At 70.8% G+C, this 16,973-nt stretch carries 17 protein-coding genes; 5 read left to right on the forward strand and 12 right to left on the reverse strand.

Annotation, left to right across the window (positions count from 1 at the left end):
- Positions 1 to 15: 15 nt before the first annotated feature.
- The 6 genes from IFU30_RS19790 to IFU30_RS19815 all read right to left on the reverse strand — a co-directional run bounded on the left by IFU30_RS19790 (position 16) and on the right by IFU30_RS19815 (position 6,445).
- On the reverse strand, positions 16 to 762 hold the full coding sequence (locus IFU30_RS19790; protein WP_192006848.1) for an SDR family oxidoreductase: 747 nt from the start codon (positions 760 to 762) through the stop codon (positions 16 to 18).
- Positions 759 to 1,601, reverse strand: a complete 843-nt coding sequence (locus IFU30_RS19795) for a class II aldolase/adducin family protein (protein WP_192006849.1) — start codon at positions 1,599 to 1,601, stop codon at positions 759 to 761. Before IFU30_RS19795 ends, IFU30_RS19790 begins: the two co-directional genes overlap by 4 nt.
- Positions 1,598 to 3,076, reverse strand: coding sequence for a rhamnulokinase (locus IFU30_RS19800; RefSeq protein WP_192006850.1), 1,479 nt, complete (start codon positions 3,074 to 3,076; stop codon positions 1,598 to 1,600). The genes IFU30_RS19795 and IFU30_RS19800 overlap by 4 nt, the downstream gene beginning before the upstream one ends.
- The gene (locus IFU30_RS19805; protein WP_192006851.1) at positions 3,073 to 4,077 is read right to left on the reverse strand and encodes a 1-phosphofructokinase family hexose kinase; all 1,005 of its coding nucleotides are present in this window, start codon (positions 4,075 to 4,077) and stop codon (positions 3,073 to 3,075) included. The genes IFU30_RS19800 and IFU30_RS19805 overlap by 4 nt, the downstream gene beginning before the upstream one ends.
- Positions 4,074 to 4,751 carry a DeoR family transcriptional regulator gene (locus IFU30_RS19810; protein WP_192006882.1) on the reverse strand — a complete coding sequence of 226 codons (678 nt, stop codon included), beginning with the start codon at positions 4,749 to 4,751 and terminating at the stop codon, positions 4,074 to 4,076. The genes IFU30_RS19805 and IFU30_RS19810 overlap by 4 nt, the downstream gene beginning before the upstream one ends.
- A gap of 104 nt (positions 4,752 to 4,855) precedes the next feature.
- Positions 4,856 to 6,445 (reverse strand): FGGY-family carbohydrate kinase, encoded by a 1,590-nt coding sequence (locus IFU30_RS19815; protein WP_192006852.1) that lies wholly within the window; start codon positions 6,443 to 6,445, stop codon positions 4,856 to 4,858.
- Between the two features lie 132 nt (positions 6,446 to 6,577).
- Between IFU30_RS19815 and IFU30_RS19820 the strand changes: the two genes are divergently transcribed.
- Both IFU30_RS19820 and IFU30_RS19825 read left to right on the forward strand, forming a co-directional pair.
- Entirely contained in the window at positions 6,578 to 7,348 is a 771-nt protein-coding gene (locus IFU30_RS19820) for a DeoR/GlpR family DNA-binding transcription regulator (protein WP_192006853.1), read from the forward strand.
- Positions 7,349 to 7,403: 55 nt separating this feature from the next.
- On the forward strand, positions 7,404 to 8,222 hold the full coding sequence (locus IFU30_RS19825) for a class II fructose-bisphosphate aldolase (protein WP_192006854.1): 819 nt from the start codon (positions 7,404 to 7,406) through the stop codon (positions 8,220 to 8,222).
- A gap of 38 nt (positions 8,223 to 8,260) precedes the next feature.
- Here the strand turns inward: IFU30_RS19825 and IFU30_RS19830 are convergent, their stop codons facing one another.
- From IFU30_RS19830 to IFU30_RS19855, 6 genes are all read right to left on the reverse strand, one after another.
- Complete coding sequence (locus tag IFU30_RS19830; RefSeq protein ID WP_192006855.1) at positions 8,261 to 8,560, reverse strand: hypothetical protein; 300 nt, start codon at positions 8,558 to 8,560, stop codon at positions 8,261 to 8,263.
- Between the two features lie 123 nt (positions 8,561 to 8,683).
- Positions 8,684 to 9,679 (reverse strand): ABC transporter substrate-binding protein, encoded by a 996-nt coding sequence (locus IFU30_RS19835; RefSeq protein WP_056013014.1) that lies wholly within the window; start codon positions 9,677 to 9,679, stop codon positions 8,684 to 8,686.
- A 71-nt stretch (positions 9,680 to 9,750) separates the two neighbouring features.
- Entirely contained in the window at positions 9,751 to 10,836 is a 1,086-nt protein-coding gene (locus tag IFU30_RS19840) for an ABC transporter permease (RefSeq protein ID WP_079707371.1), read from the reverse strand.
- A complete protein-coding gene (locus IFU30_RS19845) occupies positions 10,833 to 11,594 on the reverse strand; it encodes an ATP-binding cassette domain-containing protein (protein WP_079707372.1) in 762 nt (253 codons plus the stop codon). The genes IFU30_RS19840 and IFU30_RS19845 overlap by 4 nt, the downstream gene beginning before the upstream one ends.
- Before the next feature lie 130 nt (positions 11,595 to 11,724).
- Positions 11,725 to 12,819: a class I mannose-6-phosphate isomerase gene (locus IFU30_RS19850; protein ID WP_192006856.1), complete on the reverse strand. Its 1,095-nt coding sequence runs from the start codon at positions 12,817 to 12,819 to the stop codon at positions 11,725 to 11,727.
- Positions 12,816 to 13,853: a LacI family DNA-binding transcriptional regulator gene (locus tag IFU30_RS19855; RefSeq protein ID WP_159879498.1), complete on the reverse strand. Its 1,038-nt coding sequence runs from the start codon at positions 13,851 to 13,853 to the stop codon at positions 12,816 to 12,818. The genes IFU30_RS19850 and IFU30_RS19855 overlap by 4 nt, the downstream gene beginning before the upstream one ends.
- A 356-nt stretch (positions 13,854 to 14,209) precedes the next feature.
- Between IFU30_RS19855 and IFU30_RS20995 the strand changes: the two genes are divergently transcribed.
- The 3 genes from IFU30_RS20995 to IFU30_RS19870 all read left to right on the forward strand — a co-directional run.
- On the forward strand, positions 14,210 to 15,418 hold the full coding sequence (locus IFU30_RS20995) for an HAD-IA family hydrolase (RefSeq protein ID WP_192006857.1): 1,209 nt from the start codon (positions 14,210 to 14,212) through the stop codon (positions 15,416 to 15,418).
- 160 nt (positions 15,419 to 15,578) lie between these two features.
- A complete protein-coding gene (locus IFU30_RS19865) occupies positions 15,579 to 16,199 on the forward strand; it encodes a CPBP family glutamic-type intramembrane protease (RefSeq protein WP_192006858.1) in 621 nt (206 codons plus the stop codon).
- Between the two features lie 186 nt (positions 16,200 to 16,385).
- Positions 16,386 to 16,973 (forward strand): hypothetical protein (locus IFU30_RS19870; RefSeq protein WP_192006859.1); only part of this gene is annotated, 588 nt, incomplete at its 3' end.

Here is a 16,973-nt window from a genome sequence, read left to right on the forward strand (position 1 = left end):
GGCGACGCGAGTCGCTCAGATCTCCTGGTCGGTGGGCAGGATGACGAGGTCGCGGATGGTGACGTGTCGGGGTCTGGTGAGCATGAAGAGCACGGCGTCGGCGACGTCCTCGGAACGGATGCCGGTGCGTGCGGCGATCTGGTCCTCCACGCCTGAGGCCCCCTCGGCGATCCCCCACAGTTCGTTGAGCACGACGCCGGGGGCGACCGCGCCCATCCGCACCCCGGATCCGACGAGGTTCCGCCGGGTGGTGTGGACGAACGACTGCATGGCGTGTTTCGTCGCGGAGTAGACGGGCTCCCAGTGGATGTCCTGGTGCCCGGACACCGAGCTCGTCACCAGCACGTCGCCCGCGCCCTGTTCGACGAGGTGCGGCAGCGCTGCGCGAACCGTCGCCATCGCCCCGAGGACGTTGACGCCGACGAGCTCCTCGATCGCGGTCATCGGGGTGTCAAGGACGTCACCGCCGACGTAGAGGCCCGCGTTGGCGAGGACGATGTCGAGGCGTCCGAAGGCGGCGAGCGCCAGGGCGACGGCCTGCTCGGACACGGCGGGGTCGGCGAGGTCACCCGCCAGGAAGACGCTCGGTGTCGGCAGGGCGTCGGCGACGCCCGAGAGTCGCTCGGTGGAGCGTCCCACGAGCACCGTGCGCACCCCGGCGGCGGCGAGCGCCTGGGCGTACGAGCGGCCGATGCCCGAGGACGCTCCGGTGATGATCGCGACCTGCCCGGTGAGGTCGATGGTGCTGGTCGACACGCTCATGTCGTGGTCCTTCCGTGCGCCGCCCCGGCGCGGTCGGTGGTGGATTCCTGCGCGGCGAGCGCGGCTCGACGCAGCAGTTCGTCGGGTCTCGTGTCGATGCGGGCGACGGCCTCGTCGCTCAGGTACACCGGCCCGCCGGCGGCGAGCGCTCCGAGGAGCACCTGGGCGACCTTCACGGCCATCTCGGTGATGCGGAGTACCTCGGCCGCGCTCGATCCGAGGGCGAACATCCCGTGGTTCTGCAGGTACACGACCTTCGGTACCCGGCCGGTCGTTGCGAGCTGCTCGCGCAGCAGGCGGCGGACCGTGCGGGCGAGCTCGAGACCGGGGTCGACGTACGGCACGAGCAGCGGATCGGTACCGAGGACCACGATCTGGTCGGGGAAGAGCGACCCGCGGGTCAGGGCGTCGGCCGACGGCGAGCACAACAGCGCGTTGACCGGCACGGGATGGGTGTGGCCGACCGCGACGACGCCGGGCAGGTCGAGGCAGACGGCGTGGAGGATCGCCTCCACCGAGGGGCGCCGACCGTTCCCGGCGAGCGCCGCGGCATCGAACAGCGCGGCCACCTCGGCGTCCCCGCCCGTGTGCGAGTCGACGAGGTCGAGCACCGGTCCGATCGCGAGACGGACCGCGTCCTCGGTGGTCGCCACGGCCAGGGACGCGCCGCTCGCCTTCACGAGCATCGCCCGAGCACCGTCCTCGGTCAGCAGCAGGGAGGTGTTGCCCTCCGCCAGGAGCGCCCACGCCCGATCGGGACGCCCGAGGTCGCGCGAGAAGAGGACGAAGCGGTCGAGGAGGTCCGTTTCGGTCTCCGGTTGGTCGATGCGGTCGGTCATGTCGGTGTCCGCTCATGGTCGTGGTCGTCGTGGTCGTCCTGGCCGTGCCGGTAGACCGTGTCGAGTGACGGCGCGTGGCCGGCCGCGACGAGTTGCACGGCCAGATTGCCGAGCGCCGAGGCCTCCGCAGGACCAGCGGTGACGGGAAGACCGGTCCGTGCCGCCGTGCGGGCGCACAGGAGCCGGTTGCGCGATCCGCCGCCGACGATGCGGACCGAACGGATCGTCTCCCCGGTGATCGCCTCGCAGGCCCGGACCGTCTCGGCGTAGGCGACTGCGAGACTCTCGACCACGCTGCGCACGACGTCACTCCGTCCGCCCGGTGGACGCTGTCCGGTCTCCCGGCAGAGGGTCACGATCCGTTCCGGCATGTCACCCGGGACGAGCAGCCGGGGGTCGGCGACGTCGAACACGGCGGGCGCGACGTCCGTGGCTGCGTCTCGTTCCAGCTCCGACACGGCCGCCACGAGTTCGACGAGGTCGACCGCGCTGCCGTCCTCCGCGGACCAGGCGCGGGCGCACTCCGTGAGCAGCCACATCCCAGCCAGGTTGCGGAGGAGCAGTGAGGATCCGGCGACACCGGCCTCGTTCGTGAAGCCGGCGGCCCGCGCGCGCTCGGTGAGCACCGGCGCCGGCAGACACACCCCGACGAGGGACCAGCTGCCACTCGAGACGAGGAGCTCCGCGCCGTCCGGGCGGGCGAAGGCGAGGGCTGACGCGGTGTCGTGCTCCGCGACGCGGTGGACGGGGATCGGCATGCTCGACCCGAGACGCGCGGTGACCTCCGGCGTCGTCGGGCCGGCGACCGTCCCCGGCGCGACCACCGGCGGGAAGTCGAAGCCGTCGAGACCCCAGCGACGGATGAGCTCCGCCGCCCAGTCGCCGGTGCCCTGATCGAGCAGCTGCGTCGTCGAGGCGATCGTGCGCTCCGCTCCGACGACGCCCGTGAGCAGCCACACCCAGAGGTCCGGGACGAGCAACACGGTCGGGCGATCGCCGTCGGCTCGGCGCGCGTCGAGCTCCTCGGCGCGGGACCGCAGCTGGTACGAGGTGTTGATGGTCTGCTCCAGCACGCCGGTCACCGCGTAGGCCGTCGCGGCGTCGACCAGCTCGGCGGCACGGGCCGGTCCATCGGCGTCGGCGCCGCGGTGATGCAGCACGGTCGGGAACGCCGTACCGGTGCCGACCCCCACGAGTGCGATGTCGACGCCCCAGCTGTCGACCCCGATCCCGTCGAGCACGCCGCCGGCGGCCGCTGAGATCCGGACGGCTTCCGCGAGCCCGACGATGGTCTCCTCGAACAGGCGCTCCGCATCCCACCGGAGTCGACCGTCCTGCGTGATCGGGCCGTTCGGGAACCGGTGTACCTCGGTGAGTTCCAAGCGGCCGTCGGCCCAGCGCCCGAGCATGACGCGACCGCTCGACGCGCCGAGGTCCACGGCGGCGTGGAAGCGTGGAACGGCCTGATCGATCATGGCGTCGTCGCTTCGTCGCGTGGCGGCGTGGCCGGTTCGCTCAGCGGCGTCGTCGGGTCGGGGTTCTGGACGGCGACCGGTGTGGTGAGCGCTTCGAGGGAGGTGAGGATGGTCGTCGCGCTCGACACGGCGAGTGCACCCCAGGCGGCGGCCGAAGCGACCGCTGCCGCCGGGTCGTCCCGTCCGTCCTCGCCGTGGAGTCCGACGAGGAATCCGGCCAACGAGGCGTCGCCGGCACCGGCCGTGTTCACGACCGTGGCTGCGACGTGCGCGTGCCACAGCCCAGCCGCGGTGCGGAGGAGCGCCCCGTCGGCCCCCATGCTCACGTAGACGAGGTCGCAGCCGGCACGGTGCAGTTCGTCGGCGGCGGAGGCGACATCGCCGATCGTCAGCAGCTCACGGCCGGTGAGCTCGGCGAGCTCGTGCGCGTTCGGCTTGAGCAGGTGGACGAGGTCGAGGTTCGCGACGGCGGTCTCGAGCGCCGCACCGGCAGTGTCGACGGCCACGCGCGCTCCCCGGTCACCCGCCTGACGGAGCAACTGGAGGATGTCGACGAGGCCGGTGCCACCCTGGACCGTCGGGATCGTGCCGGAGAGGACGAGCCAGTCCGCGCCGATCCGGTCGATCTCGGCCCCGGCGGTCGCGACGACGGCGGCCCAGTCCTCGGCGCGCAGCGGGATCGCCGGTTCGTTGACCTTGGTCGTCCCGGTCGCGGCGTCCAGGATGGTCGTGTTCACCCGCGTCCGACCGTCGGTCGGGACCACGGCGAGCAACGTCCGGAGTGCCGGGTCGTCGGCGAGGATCCGTCCGTCCGCACCCATCGGCACCACCGCACGGACCGCGAGCCGAGAGAGGGTGACCGCCCGCGCGACGTTGACGCCCTTGCCGCTCAGCTCGGTGGACACGCCCACCGCCCGGTTGACGTCGCCGAGTCGCAGCCCGTCGACGCGGTAGGTCTGGTCGATCGCGGCCGCCGGCGTGACCGTGACGATGCCGCTCATGCGTCCACCCCGACCGTCTCGACGCGGACGCCGGTCGCGAGGAGGGTGTCGAGGGTCGGTTCGTCGACGCCCCGATGCACCACCGCCACCTCGAGACGAGCGGCCGGGACGGAGGCCGCGAGGCCGTCTGCGCCGAACGTCGCCGGGTCGCCCAGGAGGATCGTCGTGGAGGCCAGCTCGACCGCCGACGCGACGACCGCCGCCTCCTCCGGCGAGGCGTGGAGCAGTCGGCCGTCCGCGGAGACACCGAGCGCCTCGACGACCGCGACGTCGAGGCGGAGACCGGCGAGCTGCTCGCGCGCCCAGGCGCCGGTGAGGACGCCGCGCCCGTCCGCCGTCCCGCCGACGAGGTGGACGACGGCCGATTCATCGGCAGCGGCCGCGGCCAACGCCACCGGCACCGAGCCGGTCACGATGACGGTCCCGGCGGTCGTGGCGAGACCCGCGGCGAGCGCCTCGCAGGCCGAGCCCGCGCCGAGGAAGACCGCTGAACCCGGGTCGACCAGGGTCAGCGCTTGCGCCGCGAGCGCACCGGACACCCCGGAGTCCTGGCCCGGGTCGAGGTCGGTACGCACCGCCCCGCCGTGCGCGCGTCGGAGGCGTCCGTCGAGTTCGAGGACGCGGAGGTCGCGCCGGATCGTCTCCTCGGTCACGCCGAGGTCCACTGCGAGCACGCCGACCTAGACCCGCCCGTCCTGGTCGAGTCGGGTGAGGATCTCCCGACGCCGGTCGTCCACCGGGCTGGACGTGGCCGTCCCGCGCCCGCCGACGGACGCGCTCATCGTTCCACCCCGGCACGGTCGTCGCGTTCGGACGCCGGACCGTCGGGGCTCGACTCCTCGGCCCGCCGTCGCCACCAGGGGCCGATGGCCTCGACGAGCTCGTCGAACGCGGTTCCGACCCCGGCCCAGTACGCAGCCGAGGCGTCCGTTGGCAGGACGGCGGGTGCGTGTCGGACGACGTCGCGCTGGGCCTGTTCCACCGACGGCAGGAGTCCGGCGGCGACCCCGGCGACGATCGCGGCGCCGAGAGCTCCGGCCTCCTCGGAGTCGACGACCGTCACGGGTGCTCGTAGCGCGTTGGCCACGAGTTGCACGTACAGCGGTGACCGCGCGAGGCCGCCGCCGAGGACGATCGGCTCGTCCCACCGGAACCGTTCGCCGAGCGCACGGGTGTGCCAGCGGTGCATGAGCACGATGCCCTCGAGGGCTCCGCGCAGGACGTGTGCCCGGGTGTGCCAGTCGCGGACGCCGGTGAGGGTGGCCGAGGCTTCGGCACCGAGCGGCGAGTCCGATTGGAAGGGCAGGACGAGCGGCACCTGCTCCTCCGGAGGGAGTGCTGCGGCCTCGGCGATCAGCGCGTCGCGGCCGGTGGCGTCGGTCACGCCCAGGAGCCGCAGCGTCCAGTCGAAGGAGGGCGATGCCGTCGCCGAGGTCGACATCGCGATCCGCAGGTCCGGGGTGATCGAGAGGCGGGACTGCCACCGCGGGTCCACGTCGGGCTGGGTCGTCGTCACGCCGTTGGTGCTGAACGAGCCGGCCACGAGGGCGAGCCGCCCGGGGACGAGCGCTCCCATGCCGATCGACGAGGCCTGCACGTCGTGGAGCCCCGAGACGACCGGTGTCCCGGCGACGAGGCCCGTGACCGCGGCGGCCTCCGGCAGCACCGACCCGACGATCGTGCCGCTCGGGTTGATCGGCGGCAGCAGGCGGAGCAGTTCGGCGGGCAGGCCGTAGGCGTCGAGGACCTCGGCGCTCCAGGTGGCGGTCCCGACGTCCAGGAAGGAGGCGCAGGCGTCGGAGTAGTCGGTGGAGATCTCGCCCGTGAGCCGCAGGCGGATCACGTCCTTGCAGAAGAGCATCGCGTCTGCCTGCTCGACACGCTCCGCGTCGTGGCGGAGCAACCAGCGGAGGAGGTTGCCGGCGGCGCCCGGCGTCGGCAGCTGTCCGGAGCGTTCGAGCACCACGCGCAGCCGGTCGGGATCGGAGGCGAGTTCGGCGGCCTCGACGTGCGCCCGGGAGTCCATCGCCGTGATGGCCGGGCCGACCGGCGCTCCCGCTGCGGTCACGAGGTGCAGGCCGTCGCCGTGGCCGGTGATCCCGACCGCGGCGACCAGGTTCGGGTCGACACCCGAGGTCGCCATCACCTCCGACACCGCATCGGCGACCGCAGCCCACAGGGCGTCCTGCGACCGCTCGGCGTGCCGGGCGACCGGGCGGTCGACGGGGCTCGCGCGCCGAGCGACCGCGACCGGCAGCAACCGCTCGTCGTGCAGGACGGCCTTGACGGCGGTCTGCCCGACGTCGATCCCGAGCAGGAACCGCGACCCCGACTCGTGGGGTGCGCTGTGCGGCCCGTGCTCAGCCATCGGCGGCCTTCCGTTCGTCGTCATCGTCGTCGTCGGGTACGCCCGATCATGTTGATCTTCGCACCGATCCCAACGAATCGGAAGGGATATCGGACAGATTCGGATACGCTGGCCAGACCGGACGGAGCAGTCATGTACCCAGCAGAGCGTCACGCCGCGATCCTCGCGGGTGCCCGCGACGGCGACGGCGCCCTGTCGGTCGCCGAGCTGAGCAGCCGACTCGGCGTCACACCGGAGACCATCCGTCGCGACCTCGCCGTCCTCGAGCGACAGGGGCTCATCCGCCGCCACCACGGTGGCGCGGTCCTCGCCCGGCGACCCGCTTTCGAGCCCAGCCTCCAACGACGCCGCGAGGGCGAGCGCATCGAGCGCGCCGCCGTCGCCCGGCTCGTCGTCGAGCAGCTCCCCGAGGAAGGGGTCGTCCTCCTCGACTCCGGTGCGATGACCCTCGAGGTCGCCGCGCTCCTCCCCCACACCAGCCGACTCCTCGTGGTGACGAACAGCCTGCCGATCGTCGCCCTGCTCGGTGGCCGGCCGCGACTCACCGTGCTCGCCCTGCCCGGGCCGGTCCGCGCCGTCACCCAGGCGACCGTCGGTGCGTGGACCGTCGAACGGCTGTCGGGGCTCCACGCAGACGTCGCCGTCCTCGGCGCCAACGGGGTGGGGCTCACCTCGGGCGCCACGACGACCCTGCCCGAGGAGGCCGAGGTGAAGCGGGCGATGCTCGGCATCGCCCGACGACGCATCCTCGCCGTCACCGCCGCGAAGTTCGGCACCACCTCGTTCCACCGAGCCGCGGGACTCGACGAGTTCGACCAGATCGTGACCGACGACGGGCTCGACCCGGACACCGTCGACGCGCTCGCCGAAAGCGGTCCCGAACTGCTGCTGGCCACCACCTGACCAACCCCACCGGCACCGGGCCGATCGTCCCACGTGCACCCCGAGAGGAACAACCATGACGCTCGTCTCCACCGCCGCGCTCCTCGACGCACAGCGCGCCGTGCTCGCCTTCAACGTCGTCCAACTCGAACACGGCGAGGCCATCCTCCGCGGCGCGGAGCTCGCGGGCCGCGGCGTCATCCTGCAGGTCTCCGAGAACGCGGCGAAGTACCACGGCGGCCTCGCGCCGATCGGGCTCGCGAGCCTGGAGCTCGCACGCGAGACCGGCACCGCGACCGCCGTACACCTCGACCACGCCGAGGACGAGGCGCTCGTCGAGGAGGCGGTACGGCTCGGATTCACCTCGGTCATGTTCGATGCGGCGACCCTCCCCGACGAGGAGAACCGCGAGCGCACCGCAGCGGTCGCCCGCGCGGCTCAGGCGCAGGGCGTGTGGGTCGAGGCGGAACTCGGGGCGATCGGCGGCAAGGGCGGCGCACACACGCCCGGCGTCCGGACCGACCCCGGTGAGGCCGCGGCGTTCGTCGCGGGCACCCGCGTCGACGGCCTGGCGGTCGCGGTCGGCAGCTCGCACGCGATGACCTCGCGGAGCGCGACCCTCGACTTCGGCCTCATCCGCGAACTCGCGGCAGCCGTCCCCGTCCCGCTGGTCCTGCACGGTTCGAGCGGCGTGAGCGACGAGGACCTCGTGCGGGCGGTGGACGCGGGCATGCGCAAGATCAACATCTCGACCCACATCAACGGCGTCTTCACCCGAGCCGTCCGTGAGCGCCTCGACGCGGACCCGTCACTCGTCGACCCGCGGAAGTACCTCGGCCCGGCACGCGACGCCGTCGCCGCCGAGGTCGCGCGGCTCCTCACCCTCGTCGCATAGGACTCGTCGCCGACCCGACCGTCGGTCGATCGAGTCGTTCACAACCAGTGGACGATGTCCGGGTCCAGGCAGACCCCGCCGAGGCCCTCGGTGGTGGTGACGCCGTCCGCGAACCGGATCACCACGGCCCGTCCCTCCATACGCACGTACTCGGCCCGGAGCCCGAGTCGGAACGGGACGTCGGTCGACGCGGTGACCGCACGGCTCGCGCGTTCGGGGACCGTGATGACCAGGCGGTGGGCTCGCCCCGCTGCATCGACGACCTCGGCCTCGATCCGTCCCGGAGCATCGTCGGACAGCCGGCGCACCGCGGTCGCCGCGACGATCACCTGGGTCATGTCGCGATTCTCGCACCCCGTGGAGGGTGGCGTCGAGGCGGAGCTGCCGGACGCAGCGCGACGGCGCCGGAGCCCGAAGCTCCGACGCCGTCGCGGTCTGGTGGTGCGGGGTGGCCTGAGGGCCTAGCCGCACTTGGACTGGTAGACGGCATCCTTCGCGTCGCCGTCGACGTTGTCCTTGGTGATGATGGTGAAGCCGGTCTCGATCTTGGCCTCGACCTTGTCACCGTTCAATGCGGCGATCGCCTGGGCGACGCCGTCCTTGCCGATGGTGGCCGGCTCCTGAGCGACGAGCGCCTGGACGGTGCCCTCCTTCAGCTGCTTGACCTGGGCGGGACCCGCGTCGAACCCGACGATGGTGACCGAGTCCTCCTTGCCGGCCTGCTTGACACCGGTCGCGGAACCTTCGGCCGCGAACAGGTTCGCTGCGAAGATGCCCACGATGTCGGGGTCCTTCTGGAGCGCCGCGGTCACGATCTCGGCAGCCGTGGACGGCTCGTTGTGGCTGTACTGCACGCCGAGGTCGGTGAACTTGTCATCGCCCTTCACCGCTTCCTGGAAGCCCTCGGCACGGGCGTCCGTGGTCGAGATGCCGGGGTCGACCGAGACCACGAGGACCTTGCCGCCCTCGGGGTGCGCTTCCTTGATCGCGTCGAACGCCGCAGCGCCGCCGCCCTTGTTGTCGCTCGAGATCTGCGAGACCGCGAACGACGGGTCGTCGACGGTGGTGTCGACGAGGACGACCTTGATGCCCGCGTCGGCCGCAGCCTTCAGCGGTGCCTCCATGGCCTTCACGTCGGTCGGAGCGACGAGGATCGCGTCCGGCTTCGAGGCGACGACCGAGTCGACGAGCGGCTTCTGCAGCGTCGGGTCGAACTTCTCCGGACCCTGGGTCGTGACCGTCGCGCCGGCATCCTTCGCCGCCGATTCGATACCGCACTGCATCGAGATGTAGAACTCGTCGCCTGCGACGCCCTGGATGAACGCGATCTTGTAGCCGTCGGAACCTGCGCCTGCGCTGCTGCCGCCCGAGCTCGCGCCACCGGAACAACCGGTGAGCATGAGGCCTGCCGACGCGCCGAGCGCGAGGACTCCGAGAACTGACTTCTTCCACTTCATTGTGATTACCCGTTTCTCTTGAACTGCTGGACTACTGGGATGGTGCGGGGGGTGTTGATCTGTGTAAGGGGTTATTTCTTCTTCCTGCTGACGAGGGCTCGCCAGAAGCTCGTGGATCCACCGCGGGCTGCGGAGGAACGGCGGACCTGGTCGACGTAGACGGCCAGGATGAGGACGGCGCCGACCGCGACCTGCTGCCAGAAGGGCTGCACGCCGGTGATGACGAATCCGTTCTGGAGGACGGCGGGGATGAACAGACCGACGACGGTGCCGAAGATCGTCCCGTAGCCACCGAAGAGCGAGGTGCCACCGATGACGACCGCGGCGATGACGTTCAGGTTCGTCTGCGACTGACCGGCGATCGCGGTGGTGCCGAACTGCGACAGCGACAGGATGCCGGCGAGACCCGCGAGGCCTCCGGAGATCGCGTAGATGCGGATGAGGTGACGGTCGACCTTCACGCCGACGCGTCGTGCCGCCTCCTCGCTCGAGCCGACCGCGTAGGTGTACAGGCCGAACTTCGTCTTGTGGAGGACGAGCGCACCGATGATGACGACGACGAGGGCGATGACCGAGATGATCGGAACCGCGCCGAAGATGTTGCCGTACCCGATCGAGTCGGTGAGGACCGACGGCACCTCGCGGATGTCGACACCGCCGGTGAGGATCTGGGCGAGGCCGAGCGCCATGCCGAGGCTACCGAGGGTGACGATCAGCGGCGGCACCTTCGCCTTGGAGATGAGGATGCCGTTGAACGTGCCCCAGAGGATGCCGACGCCGATCGAGACGATGATGCCGACGATCGCGGTCCCCCAGTCGTCGCCGCCCATGGCCCGCATCGTCGTCGCAGACACGACGCCCGAGAAGACGAGGACGGATCCGATCGAGAGGTCGATGCCGGAGGTGATGATGACGTAGGTCATGCCGACGCCGAGCACCGCGAGGATCGAGGCGTTCTGCACGACGAGCCGCAGGTTGGACAGCTGCGCGAAGGTGTCGGGCGCGATCGCGGAGAAGATCGCGATGACGACGAGGAGGACGATGAAGATCTGGAAGGCCTGGGCCTTGAAGAGCTTCCTGATCGGGGTCTCCCGATCCTTGGCCGTCTCGATGGCGGTCGTCTCCGGCCCCATCTCGGCCTGCTTCACCGCGCTCATGCGACGTTCCTCGTGCTGGCACCGGTCATGAGACCGACGAGTTCTTCCATGTTCGTGTCCTTCGTGTCGACCGTCGCCGCGCGGTGGCCGAGCCGCAGCACCTGCACGCGGTCGGACACCTCCATGACGTGCGGCATCGAGTGGCTGATGAAGACGACCGCGATGCCCTTGTCGCGCACCCGGCGGATCGTCTCGAGCACGTTCTTCGTCTGGCGGACGCCGAGGGCGGCCGTCGGTTCGTCGAGGAAGACGACCTTGTTGGCCCAGTGCACCGCGCGGGCGATGGCGATCGCCTGGCGCTGCCCACCGGACATCGCGCCCACCGGGTCGGTGAGTGAGCGGACGGTCGCGCCGAGTTCGTCGAAGGCGTGCCGCGACTGCTTGCTCATCTCCTTGACGTTCATGAGGCCGAGCAGCCCGCCGAGGCCGGGCCGCATGATCTCGCGGCCGAGGTAGACGTTCTGGACGGGGTCGAGGTGGGGCGCGAGGGCGAGGTCCTGGTAGACCGTCTCGATGCCGAGCGCGCTCGACTGCATGGGCGAGGTGAGGGTGATCGGTTCGCCTTCGAACTTGATCACGCCGCTGTCGACCGCGAGGTTGCCGGAGAGGGCTTTGACCAAGGTGGACTTGCCCGCTCCGTTGTCGCCGATGAGGGCGGTGACCTCGCCGGGGTAGACCTCGAAGTCCGCTTCGTCGAGGGCGCGGACGTGCCCGAACTGCCGGGTGAGGCCTCTGGCCTCCAAGACGGGAGTCGTCATGTCGTTCTCGTTCCTTTCCAGCCGGCCCCGATGGACGGGTCCGGCGTGTGGTGGCTGTCGTACCGCCGTTCGGGGCGGTGGTGTGTGGTGAGCTGCTGCGTGATCGTGGGTCCTGCGTCGAGGGGTGGCGTCATCGGATGCCTCCCGATGCGAGGGTCGCCGGCCAGCCCACACCGGGGCCGGCGGCGAGCACGGTGCCGGAACCACTGACGGTCCAGGGCCCGAACCCGGCCGGGACGGCGAAGACCTCTCCGGCGGAGAACTCGACGGCCTCGGCGCCGGTCTCAGAGACCAGTGCGCCAGCGCCGGTGAGTGCGAGGGCGACCGAGAAGCCGGCGTCCACGGGTGCGCTGCCGTCGGTGCCGGGCGCCACAGCGAAGAGCTGGAAGTAGCGGTCGGCGGCCGCGGGCAACAGCGACACCGGCGCGTCCGTCCGGGCATCGAGGTCGTGCAGCACGACGAGGTGTTCGATCTCGGACTGCGGGAGTGCCGTCGTCGACACCGCGCCCATCACGGTCTCGAATCCGAGGCCGAGGTGGGACTCGTCGCGGGTCGAGGTCGTGACGGACCACTCGAGGAGGATGGAGAGGTCGGTCGGTTCCTGCACCTCCGCGAGGAAGATACCGCCGTCGATCGCGTGGGCCGTGCCGGCCGGGACGAGGATGCCCATGCCGCGCTCGACGACGATCCGGTTCATGTGCGACAGCATCCACTCGCTGTCCTGGGCGTCGCGACGGCGGTCGAGCTCGTCGGGGTCGACGTCCTCGCTCCATCCGAGGTGGACGGCCGAACCGGGCTCGGCGTCGAGGATGAACCAGGCCTCCGTCTTGCCGTAGGCGCAGTCGAGGTGGGAGGCGGCGAACGCCCGGTCCGGGTGGACGTGGACGGGGAGGCGTTGACGGGCGTCGAGCAGCTTGACGAGGATGCCGGTGTCGGCGGCGTCGGTGCCGTGGTCCTGTCCCGCGCCGGTCCACTGCTCCGGGTCAGCCGCGACGAGGTCACGGAGGAGGACGCCGTCGACGGTGCGGGCGAGGCCGATGGCGCCGCCGGGTTCCTGGTCGGCGCGGCTCACGGTCGCTCCGAGCCACTCCTCCGGCTGGAACTCGCTCTGCTGCTCGATGCCGCGCAGGCCGGCGATGCGGTCGCCGCCGCGGTAGAAGTGCTCGATGAGGTTCGGCGCGAGTCGCGTCGGCTGGGCGAGCGTCGTGGGCTGGGTCGTGCTCATGCTGCTGGTCCTCCGACCATGCTCGTGGTGGACGCGGTGCGCGCGTCCACGGTGTGACGCTGTGCCGGGCCGGGGATCTCTCCGGAACCACGCGACACCAGCGAGGTCGGGACGACCCACTCGCGCGGCTCGTCGGCCGGTGATTCGCGCAGTTCGAGGAGTCGCTCGATCGCGGCGGTACCGATGACGAACGGATCCTGGTTGATACAGCTGACGGCCGGTCGCAGGACGTCGGCGAGGGTGAAGTCGCCGAACGCGATGTGCGCCGTCCCCTCCCGCCCGATGCGGTGCAGGGAGGTCGTCAGACCGATCGCCGCCTTCGCGTTCGACGCGAAGAAGGCGGTGGGCGGGTCCTCGAGTCCGAGCAGGCGCTCCGTCTCGGCGGCGTAATCGAGCGAGCCGTCGATGGTCCAGGAGACGAGCGACGGGTCGAGGTCGATGCCGGCCTCGGCGAGGACGTCGGTGTAGCCCTGGTAGCGCCGACGGATGGTGAGGAAGCGTTCGTCCCGGTCGTAGAAGGCGATGCGGGTGTGGCCGAGCTCGACGAACTGGCGGATCGCGAGCTGGGTGGCGGCGTAGTCGTCGACCACGACACTGTCGAAGGCGGCGAGCGGACGGTCGACGGCCACGACTGGCGTCACGTTACGGAACGCCTCGAGGTAGGGCAGCTCCGCGGCGACCGGGGCGATGATGACGCCGGCGACCTGGTGGCCGGCGATGAACCCGGTCAGCTGGTCGCGCTCGCGCCCCTCGTCGAGCCCGGTGCTCGCCACGAGGACGCTGAGGCCCTCCTTGAGCGCACGGGCCTCGATGGCGCTCACGAGCGAGGCGAAGAACGGGTCGGCGAGCGAATCGATGAGGACGCCGATCGCGCCACCGGTGCCGGACTTCAGAGAACGGGCGGCCGTGTTGGGCACGTACCCGAGGCGATCGATCGCCTCGAGCACGCGGCTTCGGGTCTCGGGGTGCACGGACGGTTCGCCGTTCACCACCCGCGAGACGGTCTTGATGCTGACGCCGGACTGCGCAGCCACATCCTTGATCCCGGGCGGCCGCATCAGCGGGTCCCCCTGACGGGAAGCGGAACGGGTCGGACGTCGCAGCCGGTCCGGAGCGACGGGACGTGCGCATGTGTCCGGATCGGACTGGTCGCGGTGATCGCGGGGTTGCAGGTGCCCATGGGCTCCACCTCCTGACAGCGTTGTCATCGGTCGGGGTGGTGCAGCTGCAGAACCCCGTCGTTCCTTCGTGCGCCTATACTGACCGCAAACCGACAACGTTGTCAAGCAACGTTGTCTGAAAGAGATCAAATTCATTTGGAACTCGCATCGAAGAGGCGTTCAGACCCCTCGGATGCGGGTCGCCACCCCGGAATCATCGAGGAGTCAGCGTGATCGTCGTCGTCGCAGGAGCAGCCGGAAGCGGCAAGACCACCCTCGGACGTGAGCTCGCCCGGGCCCTCCGACTCCCGCTCCTCGACCTCGACACCATCACCAATCCGTTGCTCGACGGTATCGGTGCGGTGACCGATCCCCACGGCGCCGAACCACTCCACTGGAACGACGCGAAGCTGCGCCCGACCATGCGCCCTGCGCGGTACGCGGCCCTGCGGGCGGTCCTCGCCGACCAACGCGACAGTGGCGTCGGCGCGGTACTCGTCGCACCCTTCACCGCGGAGCTCCGTGGCGGCGCCGAATGGGACGCGCTCGTCGAGGCGGCCGGGGTCGTCCCCAAGGTCGTCTGGCTGCACGCCGATGCCGCCACGCTCGCGGCTCGCCGCGCCGAACGCGGTGCCGAGCGGGACACACACATCGTCGACCCGTCCACCGACACCCCACCCGCCATCGAGCACCTGTCGATCGAAGCCGCGTTGTCAACCTCGCAGCAGCTCGCCGCCGTCCAACGCGCGCTCGGTCTGGGACGGACCATCGAAGCCTCCGCCCCGATCTTCGACCAGGTCTTCGCCGCCGGGCTCTTCGACCTCGACGGGACCCTCATCGACTCGACGCCGGCCGTGAACCGGTCGTGGGCGCAACTCGCCCGCGAGTACGGACTCGAGGGCGACCTGCTCGCCGCGGGACACGGTCAGCCCGCTGCCCAGGTGCTCGCCGCGATCTTCCCGCCCGAGCAGGTCGCCGAAGCACTCGCGCGGATCATCGAGATCGAGGCCGACGAGGTCGCCGACGTCATCGCGCTCCCGGGGGCGGCGGAAGCGCTCGCGGCGCTGGGTGACGACGCGAAGGCGATCGTCACGAGCGGCACAAGGCTCATCGCCGGCAATCGGATCGCCGCCGCCGGGCTCGTGCGGCCGGAGATCGTCGTGACCTTCGACGACGTCACGAAGGGCAAGCCGGACCCCGAACCGTTCCTGCTCGGCCGCACCCGGCTGGGCTTGGAGTCGCAGCCGTGCGTCGTGTTCGAGGACGCACCGGCCGGGCTCGCCGCAGCGCGCGCCGCCGGCTGCTGGACGGTCGGCATCGCGGGGACGCACGAGGCGCACGAACTCGATGCGGACCTCGTGATCGACGGCCTCTTCCAACTCCGGCTCGAGCCGGTCGCCGAGGGTGGGTTCCGACTCGTCCCGGCTTCGCTCGGCTGAGCAGCACCCCGATCCGGGCGCCTGTCGACGAGCCTCCGGACACTCTTCGATCGCGACGACTCCCCCGCGACGACGGCTCGTTCTTCGCCGCTGCCTCGGGCGGTTGCGATCCCCTCCCTTGTCTTGTATCTGAAATAACACTGCTAACATATCGACTGCTATGTCGACCGTCGAAAACGCCCCCTCTCACCAATCCGTCCGCTTGTTCTCCGCGCTCGCGATAGCCGTGTCGTGGTTCATCCTGTGGTGCCTGACCCCGGGTATCACCGACCGAGGCCCCGTGCGTCTCGTGGTGCAGGAGGACACCGTCGTGGTGTTCCTCGAGTCCCTGATCGCCGGCCTCCTGGTGATCGCCATCGCCATCCTGCAGCGCACCCACACCCGTGAACTCTTCGCACCGTCCCCGCAGCGGTTCCTGTACATCGTCCCGGTCGCGCTCGCACTCGCGTTGCCGTTGCACTACGAGCTCGAGTTCCCCGTGCTGCTCTACATCTTCTGGATGACCGTCTCAGTGTTCTGGCAGGACTACCTGACCTTCGGACTCCTGCAACGCCATCTCGCCGCGCGCTTGCCGTCGCGCATGGTCATCCCCGTCGTCGCCGTTCTGTTCGCCCTCGGACACGTCATCCTGCTCCCCGACAAGTTCGGGCTCGTGCCGAACCCGTTCCCGGCACTGAGCATGCTCGCGCTCGGCCTCCTGCTCGCGTGGCTCCGTCACCGGTTCACGACGATGCACCTCATCCTGACGCTGCACCTGTCGTTCTACTTCGTCTTCGCGTGAGGTCCGGCCGCCCCTCCGAACGCGACCATCGGCGAGCACCTCGACCGACTTGACGACCGCGTCATCGCCGGTCCCTGAGCTTGTCGAAGGGCACCCCGAGTAGGCGCCAAGTGTCGGATAAATACGCAGATCAGAGGCTGATTCGGTGCGCGTTCGAATGTCAGTGGTCCGTGTTTTGATGGATCCATGACCAGCACCGCACCGAACCCGCTCGCCGCCGCCGCGGCCGGGTTCGATGCGGTGTGGCAGGGCGCGCTCGATGCGATCCGTCCAGGCTCCGGTGTCGCGGAGCAGCTCGAGAACATGAACGACGAGGCGGTCCTCCGGGTCCTCGACGAACTCGGTGCCGTGCAGCACGCGGTCGAGGTCCTCGCTGCCCGCGTCGTCGGGGCAGTCGCCCTGCGGCCGTCGCCCAGTGGCCGCGATGGCACCCTGGTGCGCGCCGCCGGTTACGCCAACCCGGGCGTCATGGTGTCCGAGCGGTGGCGGGTGGCACGCGCCCGCGGCGCAGCGATCGCGGAGGTCGGTGCCGCGATCACGCAGCCGCGCGGTTTGCTCGGCGAGTTGGAGGCGTGCCCGTTCCCGGCGGTCGCTGCCGCCCTCGAACCGGCATCTGAACCCCGCGACGACGCCGAACCGATCCGCGATCTCGACGCCACAACCGCCCAGGCCGACGGACCCAGCGGGTCATCCTCGTCGGCCACCACGGATGGTGACGCATCCGCTGCCCTCGGCAGCCCGTCGGCACCCCTCAGCGTCGATGGTGCCGCGGTC

Origin of the sequence: Plantibacter sp. CFBP 8798 (assembly GCF_014841195.1) — a bacterium.
GTDB lineage: Bacteria > Actinomycetota > Actinomycetes > Actinomycetales > Microbacteriaceae > Plantibacter > Plantibacter auratus.